Below are 20,432 nucleotides of genomic sequence, written 5' to 3' on the forward strand. Positions count from 1 at the left end.
CGAGAGGTTGAATTCTGAACCGGCGCCTATATCACAGAGCAAAAAAAATTGCCAAGCTGATTGGAGACTCAGCTGGTCAACGGCATGTTTTCGTATTTCCGTTGTACCTCAGGAGGGCCGTCTCGAAATTACTCATGATCGAAAGTGCGCTTTCCGGAACGGCGGGTAAGGGACAGACCTGACTCACTCCAAGTGCACAGAAATCCGGAGGAACAGTCGCATGCAGGTGCTCTCCCCCAACCGAGAGGCGAACCGCCAAGTCCCCCCATCCTCTGATGAGAGGCCTCCCGTCCCGGCACCGCGCCGCAGTACCCCACAGGGCTCCAAACTGGCCCTGGACGCGTCCGCCAAGCCCCGGAGGACCGGGTTACAGCTCCCGTCGAGCCTCCCCTTCGACACCTGGCGGCGAATCGGTCACCAGATCTCCCTCATCGCCGACTCCTCCGCCTGGTGGCTCGGCGACTGGCTGGTCTACGGCGAAACCGAATACACCGACCGTTACAAGAGAGCGGTCGAGGAGAGCTCCCTGGATATCCAGACCCTGCGTAATTACGCCTGGGTCGCACGGCGATTCCCGGTATCCCGCCGGCGAGACAAGCTCAGCCTTCAGCACCACGCGGAAGTGGCCGCGCTCCCCGATCACGAGCAGATGCTCTGGCTGGATCGCGCAGAACGCTTCAACTGGTCCAGAAATCGTCTCCGCAGCCAGATCAAGGCCCACCGCACCGCGGCCCTTTCCGCGTCGGACCGGGCCGCGCAGGCCGCCAAGGAGAAGGCCGTCATCCATATCGACGTACCGGTCGACCAGGAGCAGTCGTGGCGTGACGCGGCCCGCCGGATGAACCGCAGCGTGGAGGAGTGGGCGAGGCTCATCCTCAACCAGGTCGCCACCGGCGAGATCCCCGCTCGCGAGATCCCGGCGCGCGGGATCCGCGACGCCAAGGCCGGGTGAGGAACGGAGGACAGGTGGACGCCGTCCACACGCTGTTCGAGAAGAAGGCGTCCGAGGCACCGAACAGGACGGCCCTGGTCTCCGGGGCCGTCCTGTTCACGTATCGAGACCTCGACGCCCGTGCCAACGGCCTCGCCAGGTCGCTCCTGCGACGCGGCGTCGGCCCCGAGACCCTGGTCCCCCTGCGGCTTGACCGCTCCCCCGACCTGCTCGTCGCGCTGCTCGCCGTCTGCAAGGCGGGCGGCGCGGCGGTGCTGCTCGACCCCGGCTGGCCCGAGGACCGCGTCGCCGCGATCCTCGACGACTGCCCCGTGGTGATCGACGGCCCCCTCGACGCCGAACCCTCCGGCGAGGGTCCCGGCGTCCCCGTGCACGCGGATCAGCTCGCGTACGCGGTGCACACCTCCGGGTCGACGGGGCGGCCCAAGCTCGTCGGGGTGACCCACCGGGCGATCGCCCACCGGGTCGCCACCCACGCCGAGGCGTACCGCATCACCCCCGCCGACCGCTCCAGCTGGCTGGCTCCCCCGGCCTCGTCGGTCTCGGTGGTGGAGTTGTGGCCCTACCTGTGCTCCGGCGCGAGCGTGCACGTCGCCGACGCGGCGACCGCGGGCTCGCCACCGGAACTGCGCGACTGGATGGTCGCCTCGGGCATCACCCGCGCGTACGTGAACATGCCGCTCGCCGAGCTGCTGTACCGCCTGCCGTGGCCCGAGCGGACGGCGCTGCGGCTCATGACGGTCGGCAGTGACGCGGTGCGCGTGTGGCCCTCGCCCGACCTGCCGTTCGAGGTCGCGGTGGAGTACGGCTCCGCCGAGGCCAACGGCGTGACGAGCTGTCTGGTCCCACTGGAGGACCGCTGCACCTCGATCACGGCCGACGAGGCCGCCAGGCGCGCCCGGCCCCCCATCGGGCGTGCCTGGCCCGATGTCGGCGTGCCCGTCCTCACCTCCGGCCTGACTCCGGTCGCGGCCGGCGAGGTCGGTGAGCTGTTCGTGTCCGGGCCCGAGCTCGCCCGGGGCTACCTGGGCGAGCCCGCCCGCACCGCGGAACGCTTCCTGCCCGACCCGTCGGGCGGCGGAGGCCGCGTCTACCGGACCGGTGACCTCGTGCGGGAGCGGCCGGACGGGCGGCTTGAGCACCACGGCCGCGTCGACCAGCAGGTCAAGATCCGTGGCCATCGGGTGGAGCCCGCGGAGGTGGAGGCCGTACTGCTCGAACACCCCGCGGTGCGCGAGTGCGTCGTGACGGGCGTGCCCGGTCCCGGGGGTGACCTGAGACTGTGCGCCTACGTCGTCCGGGACGGCGCCGTGCGCGAGACCTGGGCCGGGGAGCTGCGCGCCTTTACCTCGGCGCGTCTGCCCGCACCGATGGTGCCGGTCGCCTGGACCGCGATGGAGCGGCTGCCGCTGAACTCCGGCAACAAGGTGGACCGGCGCGCGCTGCCCGCGCCCTCCTGGGGCGATTCCCGCGCGACCGATCACCCGGGAGCCGGTGGCCCTTCGGAAGCAGGCGCCCCGAGGGGAGCCGCTCCCCCCGGAGACGGCGGGCGCGGCAGGGACACCGACCCCGTGACGGCGGGGGTGCTGGAGCTGTGGGAGCAGGAGCTCGGGGCGCGCGGCGCGCTGGGTGACCACTTCATCCGCTCAGGCGGCGACTCCCTCTCGGCCACCCGTCTCGTCGACCGGATCGGGACGCGCTACGGCGTGCGGATCCGGCTGCGCGACTTTCTGCGGGCGCCGACCCCCGAGACCCTCATCAGGAACATCAAGGCGGAAGGAAGGACGAGATGACCGAGAGGAAGCGGAGGAGGAGCCGCCCCACGTGGCTGTTGCGCACCCCCGACCCCGAGGCGAGGGCGAGGCTGTGGTGCCTGCCCTATCCGGGGGCGGGGGCGTCGATGTACCACGGCTGGCCCGCCGAGGTGGACGGGATCGAGCTGTGCCCCGTCCAGCTGCCCGGCAGGGAGAACCGGCTGCGCGAGCCGTTGTTCGAGAGCTACGCGGCCGTCGCCGCCGAGATGCTGGAAGGCCTGGAGCCCTACCTGGACCGGCCGTTCGGCTTCATCAGCCACTGCGGCACGGTCTTCATCGGCTATGAGGCGACGTTGCTGCTCATGGAGCGCGGCGGCCCGCTGCCCGGCCACCTGTTCGCCTCCTCGATGGTCCCGCCGCACCGGGCGTCGTGGCCGAGCATCCTCAAACTCGACGAGGAGCAGGTCGGCGCGCTGGTGTCGGACCTCATGCGGGCGCGTGGCGCCGAGCCGATGCCCGAGCTGGTGGAGATGGCCGCGGGCGTCATGCGCGCCGACGTGGCCGCCTACGGCCGCTTCGACAAGACCGACCCGGTGCAGCTGCCGTGCCCGATCACCGCGATCGGCTGGTCGGGCGACACGCAGATCCCCCCGGAGCAGATGGCCGGCTGGGAGTCCTACGGCGAGGCCCGGTACACGGTGCTGGACGGCGGGCACTGGAGTTACCTCCAGGCGCCCGCCGCCCTGCTGGACGAGATCTCGCGGAGCATGTCCGCGCGTGTCCCCGGCTGAACGAGCCGAGCCGTTGACCTCAGACGCCCTTGCCGTCCTCGCGCCCGCCGGGTCCTTCGGCCTCGGCGGGCTCCTTGTCGTCCTGCAGGAGCTCGGCGTCCTCAAGCCTGCGCAGGTGCGGCACCGGGGAGCGGAACAGCAGGATGATCCAGGGCAGCAGGAACGCGGCCCCGGCGTAGATGGCGGGCTTGATGCCGATCAGCTCGCCCAGCACGCCGGCCAGCATCGCGGACAGCGGCAGGATGCCGAGGTAGACCGCGCGGCTCGCGCCGATGACCCGGCCCCGCAGGTGGTTGGGGATCACGTACTGGAAGAGCGTGAGCTGGCCGATGTTGCCGGCCACCACGCCGAACACGGTGACGAACCAGATCACCGAGAACAGGGTGATCTGCAGCCACTGCGGGCCGGCCACGAACGGCGTGAAGCACAGCACCCGGAACGCGATCAGGGCGGCCATGATGCCTCGGCCGTAGCCGAGCTTCTCGAACAGCTTGCTCGCGAAGACGGCGCCGACGACGCCGCCGATGCTGCCCATCGCGTAGATGAAGCCGATCCAGGTGCCCGACAGCTGCAGTTCCCTCGCCGCGTACAGCAGGAACAGGGTCAGGATCATCATCGACCCGAAGTTCGCCCCGGCGGAGTTGATGATGAGCGGCCGGGCGTAGTCGTTGCGGTAGGTGACCTTCAGGCCGTGCTTGATGTCGTGGAGCATCGCCGCGACGGCGCCGCGCCCGCCGCTGTCCTGGCGCACGACGGGCGGCTCGACGTGACGGATGCGCGACAGGGCGAAGGCGGAGATGAGAAAGGCGATCGCGTCGCCCAGCATCACGTACGCGGGCCGGAACAGGTCGATGAGCACGCCGCCTGCGCTGGATCCCGCGATGGCGCCCACCGACTCGGTCGCGGCCATCCGGCTGTTGCCGGCGACCAGGTGCTCCTCGCTCAGCAGGGTCGGCATGTAGGCGGCGTAGGCGATCCCGAAGACCACCGACAGGCCGCCGACCACGACCGCGACCACGTAGAGCACCCACATGTCGAGGAAGCCGACGAAGGCCGCGATCGGGATCAGCATCACGATGCCGGCCCGCCCGAGGTTGGAGGCGACCATCAGCGGCCTGCGGCGGTAGCGGTCGATGAGCACGCCGGCGACCAGCGTCAGCAGGAGCGCGGCGATCGTGCGCATGGTGTTGAGCAGCCCGACCTCGAAGGAGGTGGCCTGGAGCATGAGGATCGCGGTCAGCGGAAGTGCCAGGGTGGTCAACTCGGAGCCGAGGACCGAGACCGACTGGCCGGCCCAGAGCCGGTTGAAGTCGGGGTTTCGCCAGAGAGAGGGCGGCTTTTCCTCCGGCGCCCTGACTTCTGTTCCCTGAGTGTCCATGAGATCGTTCCGTCCTTGTCGGGTTTCACCTCTGGTTGACTGTAATAAGGTTTTTGTTAATGGTGATGATATGCGAAATCACCGGAGAGGCACACTGGAAAACAATCAGCGAGTACGCCAGATGACACTCCCCGACGGTCATGTGGTATTCCAGCTCAATCCCGCCGAGACCAGCCTGCAGTATCGCAGTATCGTGGGCGACAGAAGCTACTTCAGGCATGATGTTCGTCTTGAGCCTGGAATGACGGTGTTCGACGTGGGAGCCAACATCGGAATCGCCGCACTGGCGTTTCATTGGGAATGTCCGGGCACCCGGATTCTCGCGTTCGAGCCCGCCAGGCCGCTTTACGACGCGTTGTGCGCGAATCTGTCCGCCCACGGCCTGAACGCCAAGGCGTTCGACTGCGCGCTCTCCCGCGCCCCGGGAACGGCGGTCATCACCGTCTACCCGGAGACCACCGCGATGTCGGGGATGTACACCGACGTCGACCACGACGCCGAGGTGACCAGGACATTCCTCGCCAACAGCGGTTTCGCCCCCGAGGACGTGACCGACATGGCCGAGGGCAGGCACATCACGGAGAAGCAGGAGTGCCAGGTGCGGACGATCTCCGAGGTGATGGCCACCGAGGGCGTGGACCGCATAGGACTGTTGAAAATCAACGTCGAGAAAGCCGAATGCGATGTCCTGGACGGAATCGCTCCCGGTGACTGGGAGGCGGTCGACCAAATCGTCATGCAGGTCCACGACATCGACGGCAGGCTCGCGTCCGTGCGCGACGATCTCACCGGTCGTGGATTCCAGGTCGACATCGGCCAGGATCCCCTGCTGAAGGACACGGACATCTTCGACGTGTACGCACGGAGGAATTCCCTATGACAGTGGACACGACCGTTAATCTGAACAATCTGGATCTGGCGGATCCGGACATCTACACGGCCCCCGACTCCGGCCTCGGCGTCCTGCACTACCTGCAGGAGCACCGGCCGATGTTCTGGAACTCAAGGTCGGACGGGCCGAGTTTCTGGGCTTTCACCAAATACGCGGACGGCGTCGCCGTCTATCTCGACAAGACGAATTTCACCTCCGAGCGGGGCATGCAGGTGGGGCAGACCGAGTCCGCCGCCCGCGCCGCCGCCGGCAAGATGCTCATCGTCACCGACGGCCGCCACAGCCAGCTGCGCGACGTGATGAACCCCGCGCTCACCCCCCGGGTGGTACGCCGCCTGGAGGGCGCGATGCGCGAGACGGTGGGCGGGATGCTCCAGGAGAACGCCCAGAAGGACTCCTTCGACTTCGTCGACACGGTGGCGGGCAGGCTCCCGCTCTCGGTCATCTGCGAGCTGCTGGGCGTGCCCCGCGCCGACTGGGACCTGATGATCCAGTGGACGCGCACCGCGTTCGGCTCCGCCTCCTCCGACGACGTCATCTCCGACGCCGAGAAGGCCGAGGCCAACGCCAACATCTTCGCCTACTACGCCGACCTGCTGGCCGAACGGCGCGACGACCTCGGCGACGACGTGATCAGCGTGCTGATCCGCGGCCGGATCGACGGGACTCCCCTCACCGACGAAGAGATCCTGCTCAACATCAACGGCCTCATCACCGGAGGCAACGAGACGACCAGGCACGCCTCGGCGGGGGCCGTCATCGCCCTGGTGGAGAACCCCGACGAGTGGCGGCGGCTGCGCGAGGACCCCTCGCTCATCCCGACCGCCGTGGAGGAGGTGCTGCGCTGGACCGCCCCCAGCCTCAACGTCATGCGCACCGCACTGCGCGACACGAAGATCGGAGATCAGACCATCCGGGCCGGTGAGCGGGTCAGCGTGTGGCACCCGGCCGTCAACCGCGACGAGGACGCCTTCCCCGACGCGCGCCGCTTCGACGTCGGGCGCACCCCCAACAGGCACCTCACGTTCGGCCTCGGCAAGCACCTGTGCATCGGCGCGGCGCTCGCCAGGTTCGAACTGCGCGTGCTGCTGGAGGAGCTGACCCGCCGGGTGGCCCGCATGGAGCTCACCGGGCCGGTGAAGCGACTGCGCTCGAACCTCATGTGGGGCGTCGACCGCGTCCCCGTCCATCTCGAACTCGACCACGCCGGGCACTGATTGGAGCACCCCATGCCGGACAGTAAGACTTCGCTGTCGCCGATCCAGGAGAGCGGGTGGAGGTCCTACCGGGCCAAACCCTCAGGTGACCACACCGACCAGGTCACGCTCGCGGCGCGGTTGCGCGGCCCCGTGGACGAGAAGGCCCTCATCACCGCGCTGGAACACGTGCTGGAGGCGCGCGAGGACCTGCGGCCGGCGTTGCCCGGCGACTCCGGGGCCGCGCCCCGGCGCGTCACCGTCCCTTCGCCGGTGGAACTGGGCAGGCACGACGCGAGCCGCCGCGAGGAGGCGCTCGCGCGGCTCGTCTCCGAGCAGGCCAACCGGGGCCTCGACCTGGAGAACGGCCCGCCGGTGCGGATCGCCCTGGCACGGATGGCCGACGACGACCACGCGCTCGTCGTGACGGCGCACCGGCTCGTGGCCGACGAACGCGTTCTGGCGGACCTCGCGCGGGAGATCTCCCTGGCGTACGAGGACGCCTCGGGCGCCACGCTCCATGGCTCCTCCAACGGCTCCGCCGCCTTCGATGCCTCCTCCAACGGTTCTCCCGCCGGCCACGCCTCCCCCGGCGGCTCCTCGAACGGCTCCCCCGCCGACCACGCGTCCGCAGGCGGGCACGTCCCCGGTGACCGCCGCTCCCCCGCCGACCCGTTCACCGCCGCCGCGTCCCCCGCCGACCCGGCCGACGGCCACCCCTCCGTCGACGGCGCCGGCCGGGAGGCCGCAGACCTCGCCTACTGGCGTGAGCGGCTCGACGGAACGCCCCCCGCCCTGGACCTGCCCTCCGACAGGAGCCGTCCCGCCGTACCCGGTTTCACGGGTGCCAGGGTGACCTTCACCGTCCCGCCGGAGACGGCCGCGCTGGTCGAGACCATGGCGCGCGAGGCCGATACGGAGAGCGCCACCCGGGCCGCGCGGGCGATGACGCTGTCCCGCTGGTCGGGGCAGGCGGAGACCCTCCCGGCCGGCGGTACCGACACCCGGGCCGTCACGCTGGCCGCGTGGGCGGTCGCGCTGTGCCGCTGGTCGGGCCAGGACGAGGTCGTGGTCGGCGTACCCGTGCCCGCCGGAGGGCGCGCCCCGGTGTTCCCGATCCGGATCGGCTGCGGGGGCGACCCCTCGTTCACCGCCGTCGTCGCCCAGGTGCGCGACGCATTGGACGAGGCGGCCGCGCACGGCTCCTACCCCGCGCACCGGCTGGCCGAGGAGCTGGAGCTGGACGCCTCCAGTGGCGTGCAGCCGCTCTACCAGGCGGAGTTCGACCAGGCACCCCCTGCCTGGAGCACGCTGCGGCTGCCCGGTGTCCAGGTCTCGCCCCTGGTGGCGGGCCGTTTCCCGCTCGCCTCGGACCTCGCGCTGGTCCTGGTGCCCGGCTCGCTCGACGGGGAGATGCGCTACGGGCTCGACCTGTTCGACGCGCCGGGCGCCCGAACCAGGGCCGAGCAGTACGTCACCCTGCTGTCCGACGCCGTGCGCGACCCCGCGCGGCCCATCTCCTCGCTCTCGCTGCTGGACGCCGAGCAGCTGCGGCTGGTGGTCGAGGAGTGGAACCGCACCGAGACCCCCTTCGACGAGGAGGCCGGCATCGGCGCCCTGTTCGAGGCGCGCGCCGCCGCCGCCCCCGACGCGCTCGCGGTGCTCGCCGGTGAGCGGCGGCTGACCTACGGGGAGCTGGACGAGCGCGCCAACCGGGTCGCCCACCGGCTGATCCGCGACGGGGTGCGGCCAGGCCACATCGTCGGCTCGATGACCGGCCGCTCGGCCGAGGCGCTCGTCGCCTTCCTCGGCATCGTCAAGTCCGGCGGGGTCTACCTGCCGCTGGATCCGGCGCTGCCGCCCGACAGGCTGGGCTACATCCTCGACGACAGCGGGGCACGGCTCGTCCTCACCGGTGCCGAGCACGCGGGCCGGGTGCGCGACGACCGGGTGCGCACGATCGAACTGGACGCCGAGTGGCGCACGATCGAGGCGGAGGAGCCGGGCACGAGCCCCGGCCTGACGCCCGCGCCCGACGCCCCCGCCTACCTCATCTACACCTCGGGCTCGACCGGACGGCCCAAGGGCGTGGAGGTGCCGCACCGCGGCGTCGGCAACCTCGCCTCGGCCCTGTCCCGGGAGTTCTCCCTGACGTCCGACGACCGGGTGGCGCTGTTCGCCTCGCTCAGCTTCGACGCCTCGATCTGGGAGATCACGATGGCGCTGCTGAACGGGTCGGCACTGTGCGTGCTGGACCCGTCGGCCATGACCCCGCAGGAGACGGCGAAGGCCATCTGCGAGCAGGGGGTGACCGCGGCCACGTTCCCGCCGACGTTCCTCAGCACGCTCAAGGGCGACGAGCTGGACACGGTGCGGCTCATGGTCGTCGCGGGCGAGCACTGCCCGACCGGGCTGGTGCGGACCTGGGCCCCCGGCCGTGTCTTCGTCAACGCCTACGGGCCGACGGAGACGACCGTGTGCGCCACGATGGGGACGTGCGACCCCGCCGCCGCGTACGCACCGCCGATCGGCCGGCCGCTCGCCAACTTCAGGGCCTACGTGATGGACCGCTGGCTCAATCCGCTCCCCGCGGGCGTGCCCGGCGAGCTGTACGTCGGCGGCACCGGCCTGGCGCACGGCTACCGGGGCAAGCCCGGCCTGACCGCGCAGTCGTTCATGCCCGACCCGTACGGCCCTCCCGGTGCCCGGCTCTACCGGACCGGCGATCTGGTCCGCTACCTGCCCGACGGCCGGCTGCAGTACGTGGGCCGGGTGGACCACCAGGTGAAAATCCGTGGTTTCCGGGTGGAGCCCGCCGAGATCGAGGCCGCGATCACCCGTTATCCGGGGGTGCGCGAGGCCGTGGTCAGCGTGCGCGACGACCGGCTCGTCGGCTACGTCGTGCTCGACGACGCCTCCAGGATCATCGCCGACCGCAGCGGCCTCACCGGCGAGCTGCACCGGTTCCTGCAGGGCTCGCTGCCCGCGTACATGCTGCCCTCCTCGTACGTGACGCTGGACGCGATGCCGCTGACCTCCTCGGGCAAGGTGGACCGCCAGGCGCTGCCAGAGCCCGGCGGCGACGGCGGTGACTGCGGTGACGACGACTTCGACGCGCCGCAGACCGCGACGGAGCAGACGATCGCCGAGATCTGGGCCGAGGTGCTGAAGCTCAGGCGGATCGCCCGCGAGGACGACTTCCTGGAGATCGGCGGTCACTCCCTGGTGGCCGCGCAGGTGATCACCCAGGTGCGGGAGAGGTTCGCGGTGAACGTGCCGATCCGGGTGCTGTTCGAGAACCCGGTGCTCGCCGACTTCGCCGAGGCGGTGGACGGCGCTCTCGCCAAGGCCGAAGCCAAGGCGGGGGCGAAGGTCTGAGCCGTGAGGCCCGGGCTCCGAGCCCGGGCCTCGGGCGGCGGGACATCCCGCCCGGCGGGATGCCCGGCCCCCTGACCCGCGCATGACGAGGGCCCGTGAGGATCATCCTCACGGGCCCTCGTCATGCGCGGCCTCGGTTCTTCGTCACCTGCGGCCACGCCCCTCATCGCGTACGGTCCGGTGACCCCGGCGACCTTGGCGGCCCCGGCGACCCCGTGCCCTCGCGGGCGGCCCGGCAGGCGGTTCAGCGCCCCTGCCGGGCGACGCGACGGGAGGTGCTCAGCGCCGGCCGGGAAGCGCGGCGGTCTCGGACTCGGGCCGCCAGGTGGGGAGATACTCCCGCAGCCGCAGCACCATGCCCTGGCAGTAGGAGGCGTTGTGCTCCAGGCTGCGTTCCGGCATGAACGGCAGCTTGCGCCCGCGCGGGTGGTCGAGCTCGAAGCGGGTCAGAAGCTCCTGGCCCGCCTCCAGGCCGGTCACGTCGAGGTCGATGAGCAGGGCGGCCAGGTCGGCGGGCATGTCCACGACCGAGGTCGTCTTCCCACGCGCCCCGGCGCGCGACTCGACGCCCAGCTCGGTGAAGTCGTAGCGGGGCGGCTTCGGCTTGGCCAGGTAGATGTAGGGCCGAGCCAGCAGGTCGAGCTCGAACGCCGCCCGCGCCCCGGCGTCCCGCCACCAGGACTGACCGCGGGCGAAGTCGACGAGCAGTGCGTCGAACTCCTCGCGGTGCGAATGCAGGACGAGATGCGCGACCATCCCGAAATTGTGGAAGTCGTAGTTCCAGAGTTTCTCCACGGAATCGCGGAAGAAAGTCGCGACCTCGGTGTCCGTACGGCTCTCGAAATATGTCGCGGCGTCGGTGAAGAAGTCCTCGAACCTTCTCGTTCCCGACCTCTCCAGATAATTGGCGAGATAATACAGGCCGCGCAGGTTGTAGAGCGAGTGGACCGCGTAGTAGAACCACGTGCCGCGCTCGCACTCCTCGCGGCTGACCCAGTTGGTGCCGACCACGACATCGGCTTCCGTGACATCACTGGGAACGCGTTCGACCTGCACTCCGAGAAGGTCGCGCTTCGCGTGGATCGAGGTGTTGTGAAGAAGGAGCTGCGGATAGACGATCAAAGTGTCGGCACGCAGCCGGCACAATTCCGCGACCCCTTCCTTGTAGGAGCCGAGGGTTTCCCCGGGAAGCGGCCAGATCAGCTCGATGTAGGAGCTGATGCGCTTCTCCCTGAGCGTCCTCTGCAGCTCGGTGTAGGTCGCGGGCTTGATGTTCGAGCGGTCGACCAGTTCGAGGGTCTTGGAGCTCATCGACTGCAGGGAGATGGGCTGACTGGTCAGCAGGCCGCCCTGCACGAGGATCTCGGTGATCTCGGCCATGCGGTCCGGCTTGTTCTTGGCCGCGGCCATCGAGACCATCACCGGGTAGCCGTTCTCCTCGCTGCACTCCACCAGGTGGCGGGTGAGCTCCACGTCGCGCGGGGCCATGCCCCAGTTGGCGTCGGCGATGAAGATCGACACGAAGTTGTTCTTGCTGATCCAGGTGATGTCGTCGCGGACCCGCTGGTCCTCGAACTTGTGCACCTTGTCGTTGGTCGCCGCGCCCCAGAAGCAGAAACCGCAGCTGAACGGGCATCCGCGGTTGGTCTCCAGAATGGCGGTGGTGTACTTGCCCTCCTCGAAGACGCCGGAGGTGAAGGGCGAGGGCACCTCCATGAGGTCGCGCACCCGCTCGGCGGCCTCGGTGGTGACGAGCTCCCCCGACCGCCAGAAGCTGATCCCGTGGACGGCGGCGAAGTCGGGTTCTTCGCTGAGGACCTGCCGTAGGTACTGCACCATCGTCTTCTCGCCCTCGCCGTTGCAGACGACGACGTTCTCCTGCTCCGGGGGGACGTACTCGTGGGCGTGCTGCATGACCTGCGGGCCGCCGAGGATGAACTGGGCCTTCGGGAGCCGCTCGTGCAGCGCGGCCAGCACGGCACGCGCGAATCCGATGTTCCAGATGTAACAGCTGATGGCGTACACGTCGCTGCGCCTGCCAAGGAGTTCGTCGATCACTTCCTCCCGGTTCGCGGACACGGGTGCGGAGAAGATCTCGAACTCACATCGCGGCCCCACCTCGGGGTCATGCTGTGCGTAGGCCTGCATGTAACCGGAGGCGAGGGGCAGGATGGCCTCGAATGCAGACAGCTCGACGAATGTGACTTTGGTGTTCATGACGCTCGTCCCTGCGTAGTCTGAGTAATCGCTGAAGCCGATCGGCTGGAATCCGCTTATGGTTTCACAGCGGGAGTGGACGAACAACGCGCACCATTTGCGTCCGCCAATCGCGTGTTACGGTTCTGAAAACCTCGATGACCACGGACTCGATAACCACGGAGGAGAAAACGCATGCCGACTCCCAACTACGAGACCGGCCACCGGAAGCTCTCACTCGACGATCGGATCGCGGAGCATCTCGAAAAGACCTTTCAGGACCCCTGGGAAATCCGCAAACTTTCCCATGATTTCCGCAGGAACGGCTATGTGAAGCTACGGAACGTGGTCTCCGGCGAGATCAAGGACCTTGTCTCGGACGAGGTGGACCGGCTGCTCGACCTGCACGCGCGCCGGATCGACATCAACCTCAAGGAGACCAGCAACTCGCCGAGGAAGATGAGCACGGTCAGCCAGCAGTCCATCGCACAGGACAGCACCCTGATCCCGGAGCTCTACGACTCCGCCACCCTCAAGGACTTCCTCGGCCGGCTGGCCAACGAGCCGGTCGTCGGCTGCCCCTGGGACGAGGAGAAGTACGTCATCATCCGCCAGGAGAAGCAGGGCGACACCCACGGCTGGCACTGGGGCGACTTCAGCTTCACCCTCATCTGGATCATGGAGGCGCCGAGCAGCGAGTACGGCGGCATGCTCCAGTGCGTCCCCCACACCAACTGGGTGAAGGAGGACCCCCGGGTCCACGACCACCTCATCAAGCAGCAGATCAGCACCTACGCCCACGAGACCGGCGACATCTACTTCCTGCGCTCCGACACGACGCTGCACCGCACGGTCCCGCTCTCGGAGGACCGCACCCGGATCATCCTCAACACCTGCTGGGGCAGCGAGTCCGACGCCAAGAAGGAGAAGTCGCACGAGACCATGGAGGCGATGTTCAACTAGAGCCTCCCGGCTCCGGCGGCTCCGGGACACCTGGGAGATCCGGAAGCGGCACGGGGAACACGGGAACGACGAGACGGCCCGGTCGATGATCGACCGGGCCGTCTCGTCGTTCCCCGCTGTCCTCTCGCCCCGCTGTCCTCTCGCCGCTCGCCGCATCGAGCGTCCGCTCGGTCCTGCCGATGTCTTGACGGTTTCTTGCCGGTGTCTTGACGGGAAGGCGCGGCAGCCGGTCGACGCCCTGCCGAGCCCCGTCCGACCGGCGCCTGCCGGGACGGCCAGTACTCGTGGGCGAGGGCCGGGGCGTCGGCGTCGGCGTCGGCGGTTTTCAGCGGCGGCCGGAGCGGGCCGGACGCCCGCCACCCCGCGTCGCGTACTCCCGCCCTCGCCCCGCCTGCTCCTGCTCACGCTGCCTGCGCCGCCGTCCCAGGAACCAGCCCGCCCCCAGGATCGCCAGACCTATCGGTGTACGAGACAACCTTCGTGCCACTACGACCTTGAAGAACTTTTTCATAGGGGTCCCCTGCCCCCCAGCGGCCCGATTAGACGAGCGCGGCGCATCCGGCTTCGGGTAAGGGCCTTCCCGACGTCCGGTGCGGGAACGTCGCCCTGCGAAAGATCCTCAGCGAGCGTGCCGCCGCCGGACCACACGCAGCGCGAGCGCGCCGAGGACGAGCAGGGCGAGCGCGAGGGCGACCCAGCCCGCGCCGAGAGACTCCAGCCACCCCGCCAGAACGCCCTGCACGGCCGTCGCGGCGCCCACGATCGGGTCGTCGGCGGTTCCTCCGGAGAAGACCCGCAGCTCGTACCAGCCGTAGTACATGACATACAGCCCGGCCGGCAGGAGCAACGCACCGCTGGTTCTGGAAACATACGGCAACAGCCGCCGCAGTCTGGCCACCGCGGCGCCCCGGGCGAGCACCACCGCCGTGGACAGTACGGCGACGACCAGGCCCATGCCGAGCGCGTAGGCGACGAACGCCGCCGCGCCGCCGAGCAGGCCCGCGCCGGACAGCGAGGCCGAGGTGACGGCGAGGAACGGTCCCACCGTGCACGACAGCGAGGCAACCGCATACGACACCCCGTAGCCGTACAGCGAGAGCGCCGAGGTGGCGGGACGGCCCGCGGCCGGCCCGGGAAGCCGGAGCAGCAGCTCGCGACCCGTCAGCAGCCACACGCCGAGCCCCGCGAGCAGCACGCCGATGACGATCGTCACCCACGGAAGGTAGCGGCCGACCGAGACGGCCAGGGCGGTGACGGCCACCCCGAACAGGCCGAAGACCGTGACGAAACCCGCGGTCATCGCGACCGACAGCATCAGCGCCCTGGCGACCGGCCCACCGCGGCCCGGCCCGCCGTCGGCGATCAGCAGGGTGAGGTAGGCGGGCAGCATCGCGAAGCCGCACGGGTTGAAGGCGGCCACCGTGCCCGCGGCCAGCGCCAGGGCGAGCGGCACCTCGGCGACGTTCACGCTCGTCTCTCCAGGTTGTCGAGGGCTACGAGGGACGGCTACCGGCCGAGCAGTCGCCGGACGTGGCCGTCCAGCGTGTCCTTGTCGAGCGGGCCCGAGGCCTTCGTGGTGGAGCCGTCCGGTTTCATGAACACGAACGTCGACTGCTGGCTGACGCCCAGTTTGGTCCACACCGCGCCCTTGGTGTCCGCGAGCTGCACGATGTCGCCGGTGCCGGTCCCCTGGACGAACTCCTTCATCGCCGCCTCGGTGTCCAGGCCCGCCACACCGACGAACTCGACGTCGCCGAACGCGGCGGCGGCCGCCTTGACGGCGGGCGCCTCGGAACGGCACTTGGGGCACCAGGGTGCCCAGAACCAGAAGACCACCGGCTTGCCGGCCAGATTGGCGCCCTGGAACGGCTCGCCGTCCAGCGTCTTGGCGGAGAAGGCCAGCGCGGCCGGCGTCGCCGCCGGGGCGTCGGTGCCGGCGTCGGCGTCGGCGTCGGGCGAGGCCGTCGGCGCCGGTGATGCGGATGCCGAGGTGGACGCCGGACCGGACGGCACGGCGGCCGGCGGCGCTGGATCGGCGGTCACGCCCCCCTCGGTGCCGCACGCGCAGGCCAGCAAGGCCACCGAGACCACGGCAACCGCCGCTCGCATTTTGATCATGCGTCCAGCGTAGGAGCGGACGTCCCCGCGATTTCTTACGAGCTCGTGACGGCGGCTTGCCGCCAGGGCCTTCAGCCTCCGGCTTCGCCCATGGCCGCCTCGATCCCGTCCAGGAGGATGACGAGCCCGGCGGCGAAGGTGTCTCTCCCCTCCTGTTCCAGGTAGGGGACGGTCTCGTCCTGAGCCTGGTAGGCGCCCTCGCCGTCCAGCCAGGTCAGCGTGGGGAACCGCTCGGCGAAATCGGGGGCGACCTCCGTCAGCAGGGCCGAGCGGGCGTACCACCACTCCTCGTCGGACAGCCCGGTCGCCGCCGGGGCCTGACGCGCCTCCGCGACCGTCTGCGCCGCCCCGCGTACGAAGCAGGAGAGCGTCCCCGCGACGCGCCGCAGCGTCCCGGCGTCCAGCCCGGTCTCCCGGAGGATCCGCATCACCCCCTCGATCATGACGTACTCGTTGGGGCCCAGCACGGGACGCGCCTGCGACACCTGCAGCATCCACGGATGCCGTATGTAGAACTCCCACGCCTCCCGCGCCCAGGAGGTCACAGCCGCCCGCCAGCCCGCCTCCAGGTCGTGGTGGGTGGACAGTTCGGCGAGGGCCCGGTCGTACATCAGGTCGACCAGTTCGCTCTTGCTGGGGACGTAGGTGTAGAGGGCCATCGCCGTGCGTCCGAGCCGCTCGCCCACCGCGCGCATGGAGAGCGCGGCCATCCCCTCGGAGTCGGCGACGGCGACGGCCGTGTCCACGATGAGGTCCACGCTCAGCGCGGGCTTGGGCCCGGGACGCGCCTGGTCCGACCTGGTGGTACGCCACAGCAGCGCCATCGAACGGCGCGCGTCGCCCTGTCCGGCGAAGACGACCACTTGCAACTCCTTACGGCATAAACTAACTTTGCCGGGCTAACTCTTTACACCCTAAGGATATCGCGTGAGAAGGTTCGTGTTCCCACCCGCCACACCGGTCGGCTCAGTCGGCCCGCGGCGCCGCCCGGCCACCGCGGACAGCCACGACGTGATCGAGGTTCGCGGCGCCAGGGAGAACAACCTGGCCGACGTCTCGCTGGACATTCCCAAGCGGCGGCTCACCGTCTTCACCGGGGTCTCCGGCTCCGGGAAGTCCTCCCTCGTCTTCGGCACCATCGCGGCGGAGTCGCAGCGCCTGATCAACGAGACCTACACGGCCTTCGTCCAGTCGTTCATGCCGAGCCTCGGCCGTCCCGACGTCGACGGCCTGCGCAACCTGAGCGCGGCGATCGTCGTCGACCAGGAGCGGATGGGCGCCAACTCCCGCTCCACGGTCGGCACCGCGACCGACGCGCAGACGATGCTGCGGATCGTCTTCAGCCGGATCGGCACCCCTCACGTCGGCACCTCGAGCGCGTTCAGCTTCAACAGCGCCGAGGGCATGTGCCCCGAGTGCGAAGGACTCGGCCGGGTCTCCGACGTCGACGTCTCCCAGCTCGTCGACGTCGACCGCTCGCTCAACGAGGGGGCGATCACCGCCCCCAACTTCACCGTGGACTCGTGGTACTGGCAGGGCCTGGCCCACTCGGGGTTCTTCGACCCCGACGTCAAGCTGAGGGACTACACCCCGGCCCAGTGGGAGGACTTCCTCCACAAACCCGCCACCAAAATCAAAATCGGCACGATGAACACCACCTACGAAGGGCTCCTGGTCAAGGTACGGCGGCTCTATCTCGCCAAGGACCGGGAGTCGATGCAGCCCCACATCCGGGCGTTCGTGGACCGGGCCGTGACGTTCACGAGCTGCCGCGCGTGCGGCGGCAGCAGGCTCAACTCCGCCGCGCTCGCCTCGAAGATCGACGGCCGCAACATCGCCGACTGCGCGGCGATGCAGATCAGCGACCTGGCCGACTTCGTCCGGGGCATCGAGGACCCGTCGGTGGGGCCGCTCGTCGCCACCCTGCGCAACACGCTGGAGTCACTCGTCGAGATCGGCCTGGGCTACCTGAGCCTGGACCGCGAGTCGTCCACCCTGTCCGGGGGCGAGGCCCAGCGGGTGAAGATGGTCCGCCACCTCGGCTCCAGCCTGACCGACGTCACCTACGTCTTCGACGAGCCCACGGTCGGGCTGCACCCGCACGACATCGAGCGGATGAACAACCTGCTGCTGCGCCTGCGTGACAAGGGCAACACGGTCCTGGTCGTCGAGCACAAGCCGGAGACGATCGAGATCGCCGACCACGTGGTCGACCTCGGCCCCGGGGCCGGCTCCTCCGGCGGGCGGATCTGCTTCACCGGCGACGTGGCCGGGCTGCGCGCGTCGGACTCCCTCACCGGCCGCCACCTGGACCACCGGGCCCGCCTGCGCGAGAAGGTACGGCAGCCCAGCGGGCAACTGTCGATCACCGGCGCCCGCCTGCACAACCTCAAAGATGTGAACGTCGACATCCCGCTGGGCGTGCTCACCGTGGTCACCGGCGTCGCCGGCTCGGGCAAGAGCTCGCTGATTCACGGCTCGCTCCCCCGCAGGGAAGACGTCGCGGTGGTCGACCAGACCCCGATCCGAGGCTCGCGCCGCAGCAACCCGGCCACCTACAGCGGGCTGCTCGACGCGATCCGCACCGCCTTCGCCAAGGCGAACGGCGTCAAGGCCGCCCTGTTCAGCGCGAACTCCGAGGGAGCCTGCCCCAACTGCAAGGGCATCGGCCTGGTCTACACCGACCTGGCGATGATGGCCGGGGTGGCGTCGGTGTGCGAGCAGTGCGAGGGCAAGCGGTTCACCCCCGAGGTGCTCACCCACAAGCTGCGCGGCAAGGACATCAGCGAGGTGCTCGCCATGTCGGTGGCCGAGGCCCGCGACTTCTTCGCTCCCGGCACGACCTCCTCCGCCGCAGCCTCTTCCCCTGCGGCCTCGAAGGCGAGCTTCGGCGCGGCGCGGGCCGTCCTCGACCGGCTCTCCGACGTGGGCCTGGGCTACCTCGGCCTGGGCCAGCCGCTCACCACCCTGTCCGGCGGCGAACGACAGCGGCTCAAGCTCGCCATCCGGATGGCGGAGAAGGCCACCACGTACGTGCTGGACGAGCCGACCACCGGCCTGCACCTGGCGGACGTGGACCAGCTCCTCGCCCTGCTGGACCGGCTCGTCGACGACGGCAACACGGTCGTCGTCATCGAGCACCACCAGGCCGTGATGGCCCACGCCGACTGGATCATCGACCTCGGCCCCGGAGCCGGACACGACGGCGGCCGGATCGTCTTCACCGGCACCCCCGCCGACCTCGTCTCGACAGGAGACTCCCTCACCGCCCGGCACCTGCGGACCTACCTGGGCGGGAACACCGTCCGATAGGCACATGGGGAGAGCTCTAAGGCTTTCCGGGCCCGTGCCGAGTGCGGTGGCGACCCGCATCGCGTCGAAGAGCGTGCCGTCCGAGACCAGCCGCGGATAGCAGACGGTCCACGTGTCGCGCAGCTCGGACGCGGCGAGGTCGTACCGTGCCAACAGGGGAGCCAGGTCACCGCCCAGGACGAGTCGGCCCGCGAAGCACGCCGCCGCGAGATCCGCCTCGAACTCCGGCGGCAGCCCGGCCACGCCGAGGCAGGCAGCGTCATCGCTCGCCGGTAACGCACCGAGTTGGTACTGCCCCGGCGCACGATCTGCTGGAGCCTCTGCCCTTCTTGGTCGGTGAGCCTTCGGCCCCTGACAGGTTTCTGCCGCCACGCCACCACGCGCCGGACCGGATCTGACTGATCACCTCCAACCGGCCCGGCCCCCCCACGAGCAGCAACCCGCCGAACCTTTCCGGTCACAGCTCTCTCTGGGGAGTACGCGCGGACAGTCGGCCCGTGAACATCCAGGCGTCTGAGATCATCTCCAGGAGCGAGGTGCGTCGTGGACGCCATCCCAACTCCTCAGCGGCTCTGGCGTTGGAGGCGACGAGGACGGCCGGATCACCACCGCGTCGCTCGCCGTGGACGACGGGTACCGATCTGCCGGTGACCTGTTCAACCGCCCCGATCACGTCCAGAACGGAATGCCCCCTGCCGCCACCCAGGTTGACGACCTGGTGCACCCCCGGCATGGCCTTGCCCATCGCCAGGAGGTGGGCTTCGGCCAGGTCCGCGACATGAACGTAATCACGGACACAGGTGCCGTCAGGAGTGGCGTAATCGGTTCCGTGTACGGACAGCGCTTTTCGTCGGCCCTGTGCGACCTGCAGTGCCAAAGGAATGAGGTGGGACTCTGGATCGTGGCGCTCCCCGAACCGTGTGTACGCACCCGCGACGTTGAAGTACCGCAGGGAGACGGCTGCCAGGCCGTGCGCCTCACATTCGCTCCTGATCATGTGATCCACCGCCAGCTTGGAAGCACCGTAGGCGTTGATAGGCCTGACGTGACAATCCTCGGCTATGGGAATCTGCGCGGCCTCCCCATAGACGGCGCACGTCGAGGAGAAGATCAGACGCCGGACACCCGTTGCGCGCATCGCCTCAAGGAGGGCGAAAGTTTCGATCACATTGTTCCGCCAGTATTTCTCGGGAACCCTGGACGATTCCCCGACTTCGGCGCTGGCGGCGAAGTGCAGAACGGCCTCGTAGGAGGGGTCGAGCACCTTGCCGCTGTCGAGCAGGGACGCCTTGACGAATGTCACGCCCTCGGGAACGGCGGCGCCGAAGCCGGTGGAAAGGTCGTCGAGCACGGTGACCCGGTACCCCCGCTCCAGGAGGATCGCGCTTGTGACCGACCCTACATACCCGGCGCCGCCCGTGACGAGCACTCTCTTCCCTCTGCCGCCCGACATGCCTGGACCTCCCATTCGCGCGCGTTCGGCCTTTTTCAGTACACGTCGT

At 69.5% G+C, this 20,432-nt stretch carries 15 protein-coding genes; 8 read left to right on the top strand and 7 right to left on the bottom strand.

The window, feature by feature from the left end:
* Nucleotides 1–220 precede the first annotated feature (220 nt).
* Genes ACIBH4_RS27640 through ACIBH4_RS27650 form a run of 3 tightly spaced genes read left to right on the top strand, consistent with a single transcriptional unit; the run spans nucleotide 221 to nucleotide 3,497 of the window.
* Nucleotides 221–952 (top strand): LmbU family transcriptional regulator, encoded by a 732-nt coding sequence (locus ACIBH4_RS27640; RefSeq protein WP_362520703.1) that lies wholly within the window; start codon nucleotides 221–223, stop codon nucleotides 950–952.
* Between the two features lie 14 nt (nucleotides 953–966).
* The gene (locus ACIBH4_RS27645) at nucleotides 967–2,745 is read left to right on the top strand and encodes a non-ribosomal peptide synthetase (RefSeq protein WP_362520705.1); all 1,779 of its coding nucleotides are present in this window, start codon (nucleotides 967–969) and stop codon (nucleotides 2,743–2,745) included.
* Nucleotides 2,742–3,497, top strand: coding sequence for a thioesterase domain-containing protein (locus ACIBH4_RS27650; protein WP_362520708.1), 756 nt, complete (start codon nucleotides 2,742–2,744; stop codon nucleotides 3,495–3,497). Before ACIBH4_RS27645 ends, ACIBH4_RS27650 begins: the two co-directional genes overlap by 4 nt.
* Nucleotides 3,498–3,516: 19 nt before the next feature.
* Here the strand turns inward: ACIBH4_RS27650 and ACIBH4_RS27655 are convergent, their stop codons facing one another.
* Nucleotides 3,517–4,875: an MFS transporter gene (locus ACIBH4_RS27655; RefSeq protein WP_362520711.1), complete on the bottom strand. Its 1,359-nt coding sequence runs from the start codon at nucleotides 4,873–4,875 to the stop codon at nucleotides 3,517–3,519.
* Between the two features lie 121 nt (nucleotides 4,876–4,996).
* On the opposite strand from ACIBH4_RS27655, the gene ACIBH4_RS27660 reads away from it, so the two are divergent.
* From ACIBH4_RS27660 to ACIBH4_RS27670, 3 genes are read left to right on the top strand one after another with little or no spacing between them, the layout of a single operon-like run.
* On the top strand, nucleotides 4,997–5,755 hold the full coding sequence (locus tag ACIBH4_RS27660; RefSeq protein WP_362520714.1) for an FkbM family methyltransferase: 759 nt from the start codon (nucleotides 4,997–4,999) through the stop codon (nucleotides 5,753–5,755).
* Entirely contained in the window at nucleotides 5,752–6,984 is a 1,233-nt protein-coding gene (locus ACIBH4_RS27665) for a cytochrome P450 (RefSeq protein WP_362520717.1), read from the top strand. The genes ACIBH4_RS27660 and ACIBH4_RS27665 overlap by 4 nt, the downstream gene beginning before the upstream one ends.
* Before the next feature lie 12 nt (nucleotides 6,985–6,996).
* Nucleotides 6,997–10,341: an amino acid adenylation domain-containing protein gene (locus ACIBH4_RS27670; RefSeq protein WP_362770171.1), complete on the top strand. Its 3,345-nt coding sequence runs from the start codon at nucleotides 6,997–6,999 to the stop codon at nucleotides 10,339–10,341.
* A gap of 279 nt (nucleotides 10,342–10,620) precedes the next feature.
* On the opposite strand, the gene ACIBH4_RS27675 is transcribed toward ACIBH4_RS27670, so the two are convergent.
* On the bottom strand, nucleotides 10,621–12,558 hold the full coding sequence (locus ACIBH4_RS27675) for a cobalamin-dependent protein (protein ID WP_362520723.1): 1,938 nt from the start codon (nucleotides 12,556–12,558) through the stop codon (nucleotides 10,621–10,623).
* A gap of 174 nt (nucleotides 12,559–12,732) precedes the next feature.
* Between ACIBH4_RS27675 and ACIBH4_RS27680 the strand changes: the two genes are divergently transcribed.
* A complete protein-coding gene (locus ACIBH4_RS27680; protein WP_362520726.1) occupies nucleotides 12,733–13,500 on the top strand; it encodes a hypothetical protein in 768 nt (255 codons plus the stop codon).
* 325 nt (nucleotides 13,501–13,825) lie between these two features.
* On the opposite strand, the gene ACIBH4_RS27685 is transcribed toward ACIBH4_RS27680, so the two are convergent.
* The 4 genes from ACIBH4_RS27685 to ACIBH4_RS27700 form a co-directional block, all read right to left on the bottom strand.
* Nucleotides 13,826–14,011, bottom strand: a complete 186-nt coding sequence (locus ACIBH4_RS27685) for a DUF6203 family protein (RefSeq protein WP_362520729.1) — start codon at nucleotides 14,009–14,011, stop codon at nucleotides 13,826–13,828.
* 108 nt (nucleotides 14,012–14,119) lie between these two features.
* Nucleotides 14,120–14,968 carry a cytochrome c biogenesis CcdA family protein gene (locus ACIBH4_RS27690; protein ID WP_362520732.1) on the bottom strand — a complete coding sequence of 283 codons (849 nt, stop codon included), beginning with the start codon at nucleotides 14,966–14,968 and terminating at the stop codon, nucleotides 14,120–14,122.
* Between the two features lie 38 nt (nucleotides 14,969–15,006).
* Nucleotides 15,007–15,618, bottom strand: a complete 612-nt coding sequence (locus ACIBH4_RS27695) for a redoxin domain-containing protein (RefSeq protein WP_362520735.1) — start codon at nucleotides 15,616–15,618, stop codon at nucleotides 15,007–15,009.
* 71 nt (nucleotides 15,619–15,689) lie between these two features.
* On the bottom strand, nucleotides 15,690–16,481 hold the full coding sequence (locus tag ACIBH4_RS27700) for a TetR/AcrR family transcriptional regulator (protein ID WP_362520741.1): 792 nt from the start codon (nucleotides 16,479–16,481) through the stop codon (nucleotides 15,690–15,692).
* 76 nt (nucleotides 16,482–16,557) lie between these two features.
* Here ACIBH4_RS27700 and ACIBH4_RS27705 point away from each other — a divergent pair, with 76 nt between their 5' ends.
* Nucleotides 16,558–18,930, top strand: a complete 2,373-nt coding sequence (locus tag ACIBH4_RS27705; protein WP_362769873.1) for an excinuclease ABC subunit UvrA — start codon at nucleotides 16,558–16,560, stop codon at nucleotides 18,928–18,930.
* 457 nt (nucleotides 18,931–19,387) lie between these two features.
* Here ACIBH4_RS27705 and galE read toward each other — a convergent pair whose 3' ends face one another.
* Complete coding sequence (gene galE / locus ACIBH4_RS27710; RefSeq protein WP_362520745.1) at nucleotides 19,388–20,383, bottom strand: UDP-glucose 4-epimerase GalE; 996 nt, start codon at nucleotides 20,381–20,383, stop codon at nucleotides 19,388–19,390.
* Nucleotides 20,384–20,432 lie beyond the last annotated feature (49 nt).

This window comes from Streptosporangium sp. NPDC050284 (assembly GCF_044459525.1).
Classification (GTDB): domain Bacteria; phylum Actinomycetota; class Actinomycetes; order Streptosporangiales; family Streptosporangiaceae; genus Streptosporangium.

Excerpts from the sequence above, each read along its gene's own strand:
- ACIBH4_RS27640 (WP_362520703.1), top strand. The coding sequence starts at position 221 with ATGCAGGTGCTCTCCCCCAACCGAGAGGCGAACCGCCAAGTCCCCCCA.
- ACIBH4_RS27650 (WP_362520708.1), top strand. The coding sequence starts at position 2,742 with ATGACCGAGAGGAAGCGGAGGAGGAGCCGCCCCACGTGGCTGTTGCGC.
- ACIBH4_RS27655 (WP_362520711.1), bottom strand. The coding sequence starts at position 4,875 with ATGGACACTCAGGGAACAGAAGTCAGGGCGCCGGAGGAAAAGCCGCCC.
- ACIBH4_RS27660 (WP_362520714.1), top strand. The coding sequence starts at position 4,997 with ATGACACTCCCCGACGGTCATGTGGTATTCCAGCTCAATCCCGCCGAG.
- ACIBH4_RS27665 (WP_362520717.1), top strand. The coding sequence starts at position 5,752 with ATGACAGTGGACACGACCGTTAATCTGAACAATCTGGATCTGGCGGAT.
- ACIBH4_RS27670 (WP_362770171.1), top strand. The coding sequence starts at position 6,997 with ATGCCGGACAGTAAGACTTCGCTGTCGCCGATCCAGGAGAGCGGGTGG.
- ACIBH4_RS27675 (WP_362520723.1), bottom strand. The coding sequence starts at position 12,558 with ATGAACACCAAAGTCACATTCGTCGAGCTGTCTGCATTCGAGGCCATC.
- ACIBH4_RS27680 (WP_362520726.1), top strand. The coding sequence starts at position 12,733 with ATGCCGACTCCCAACTACGAGACCGGCCACCGGAAGCTCTCACTCGAC.
- ACIBH4_RS27685 (WP_362520729.1), bottom strand. The coding sequence starts at position 14,011 with ATGAAAAAGTTCTTCAAGGTCGTAGTGGCACGAAGGTTGTCTCGTACA.
- ACIBH4_RS27695 (WP_362520735.1), bottom strand. The coding sequence starts at position 15,618 with ATGATCAAAATGCGAGCGGCGGTTGCCGTGGTCTCGGTGGCCTTGCTG.
- galE (WP_362520745.1), bottom strand. The coding sequence starts at position 20,383 with ATGTCGGGCGGCAGAGGGAAGAGAGTGCTCGTCACGGGCGGCGCCGGG.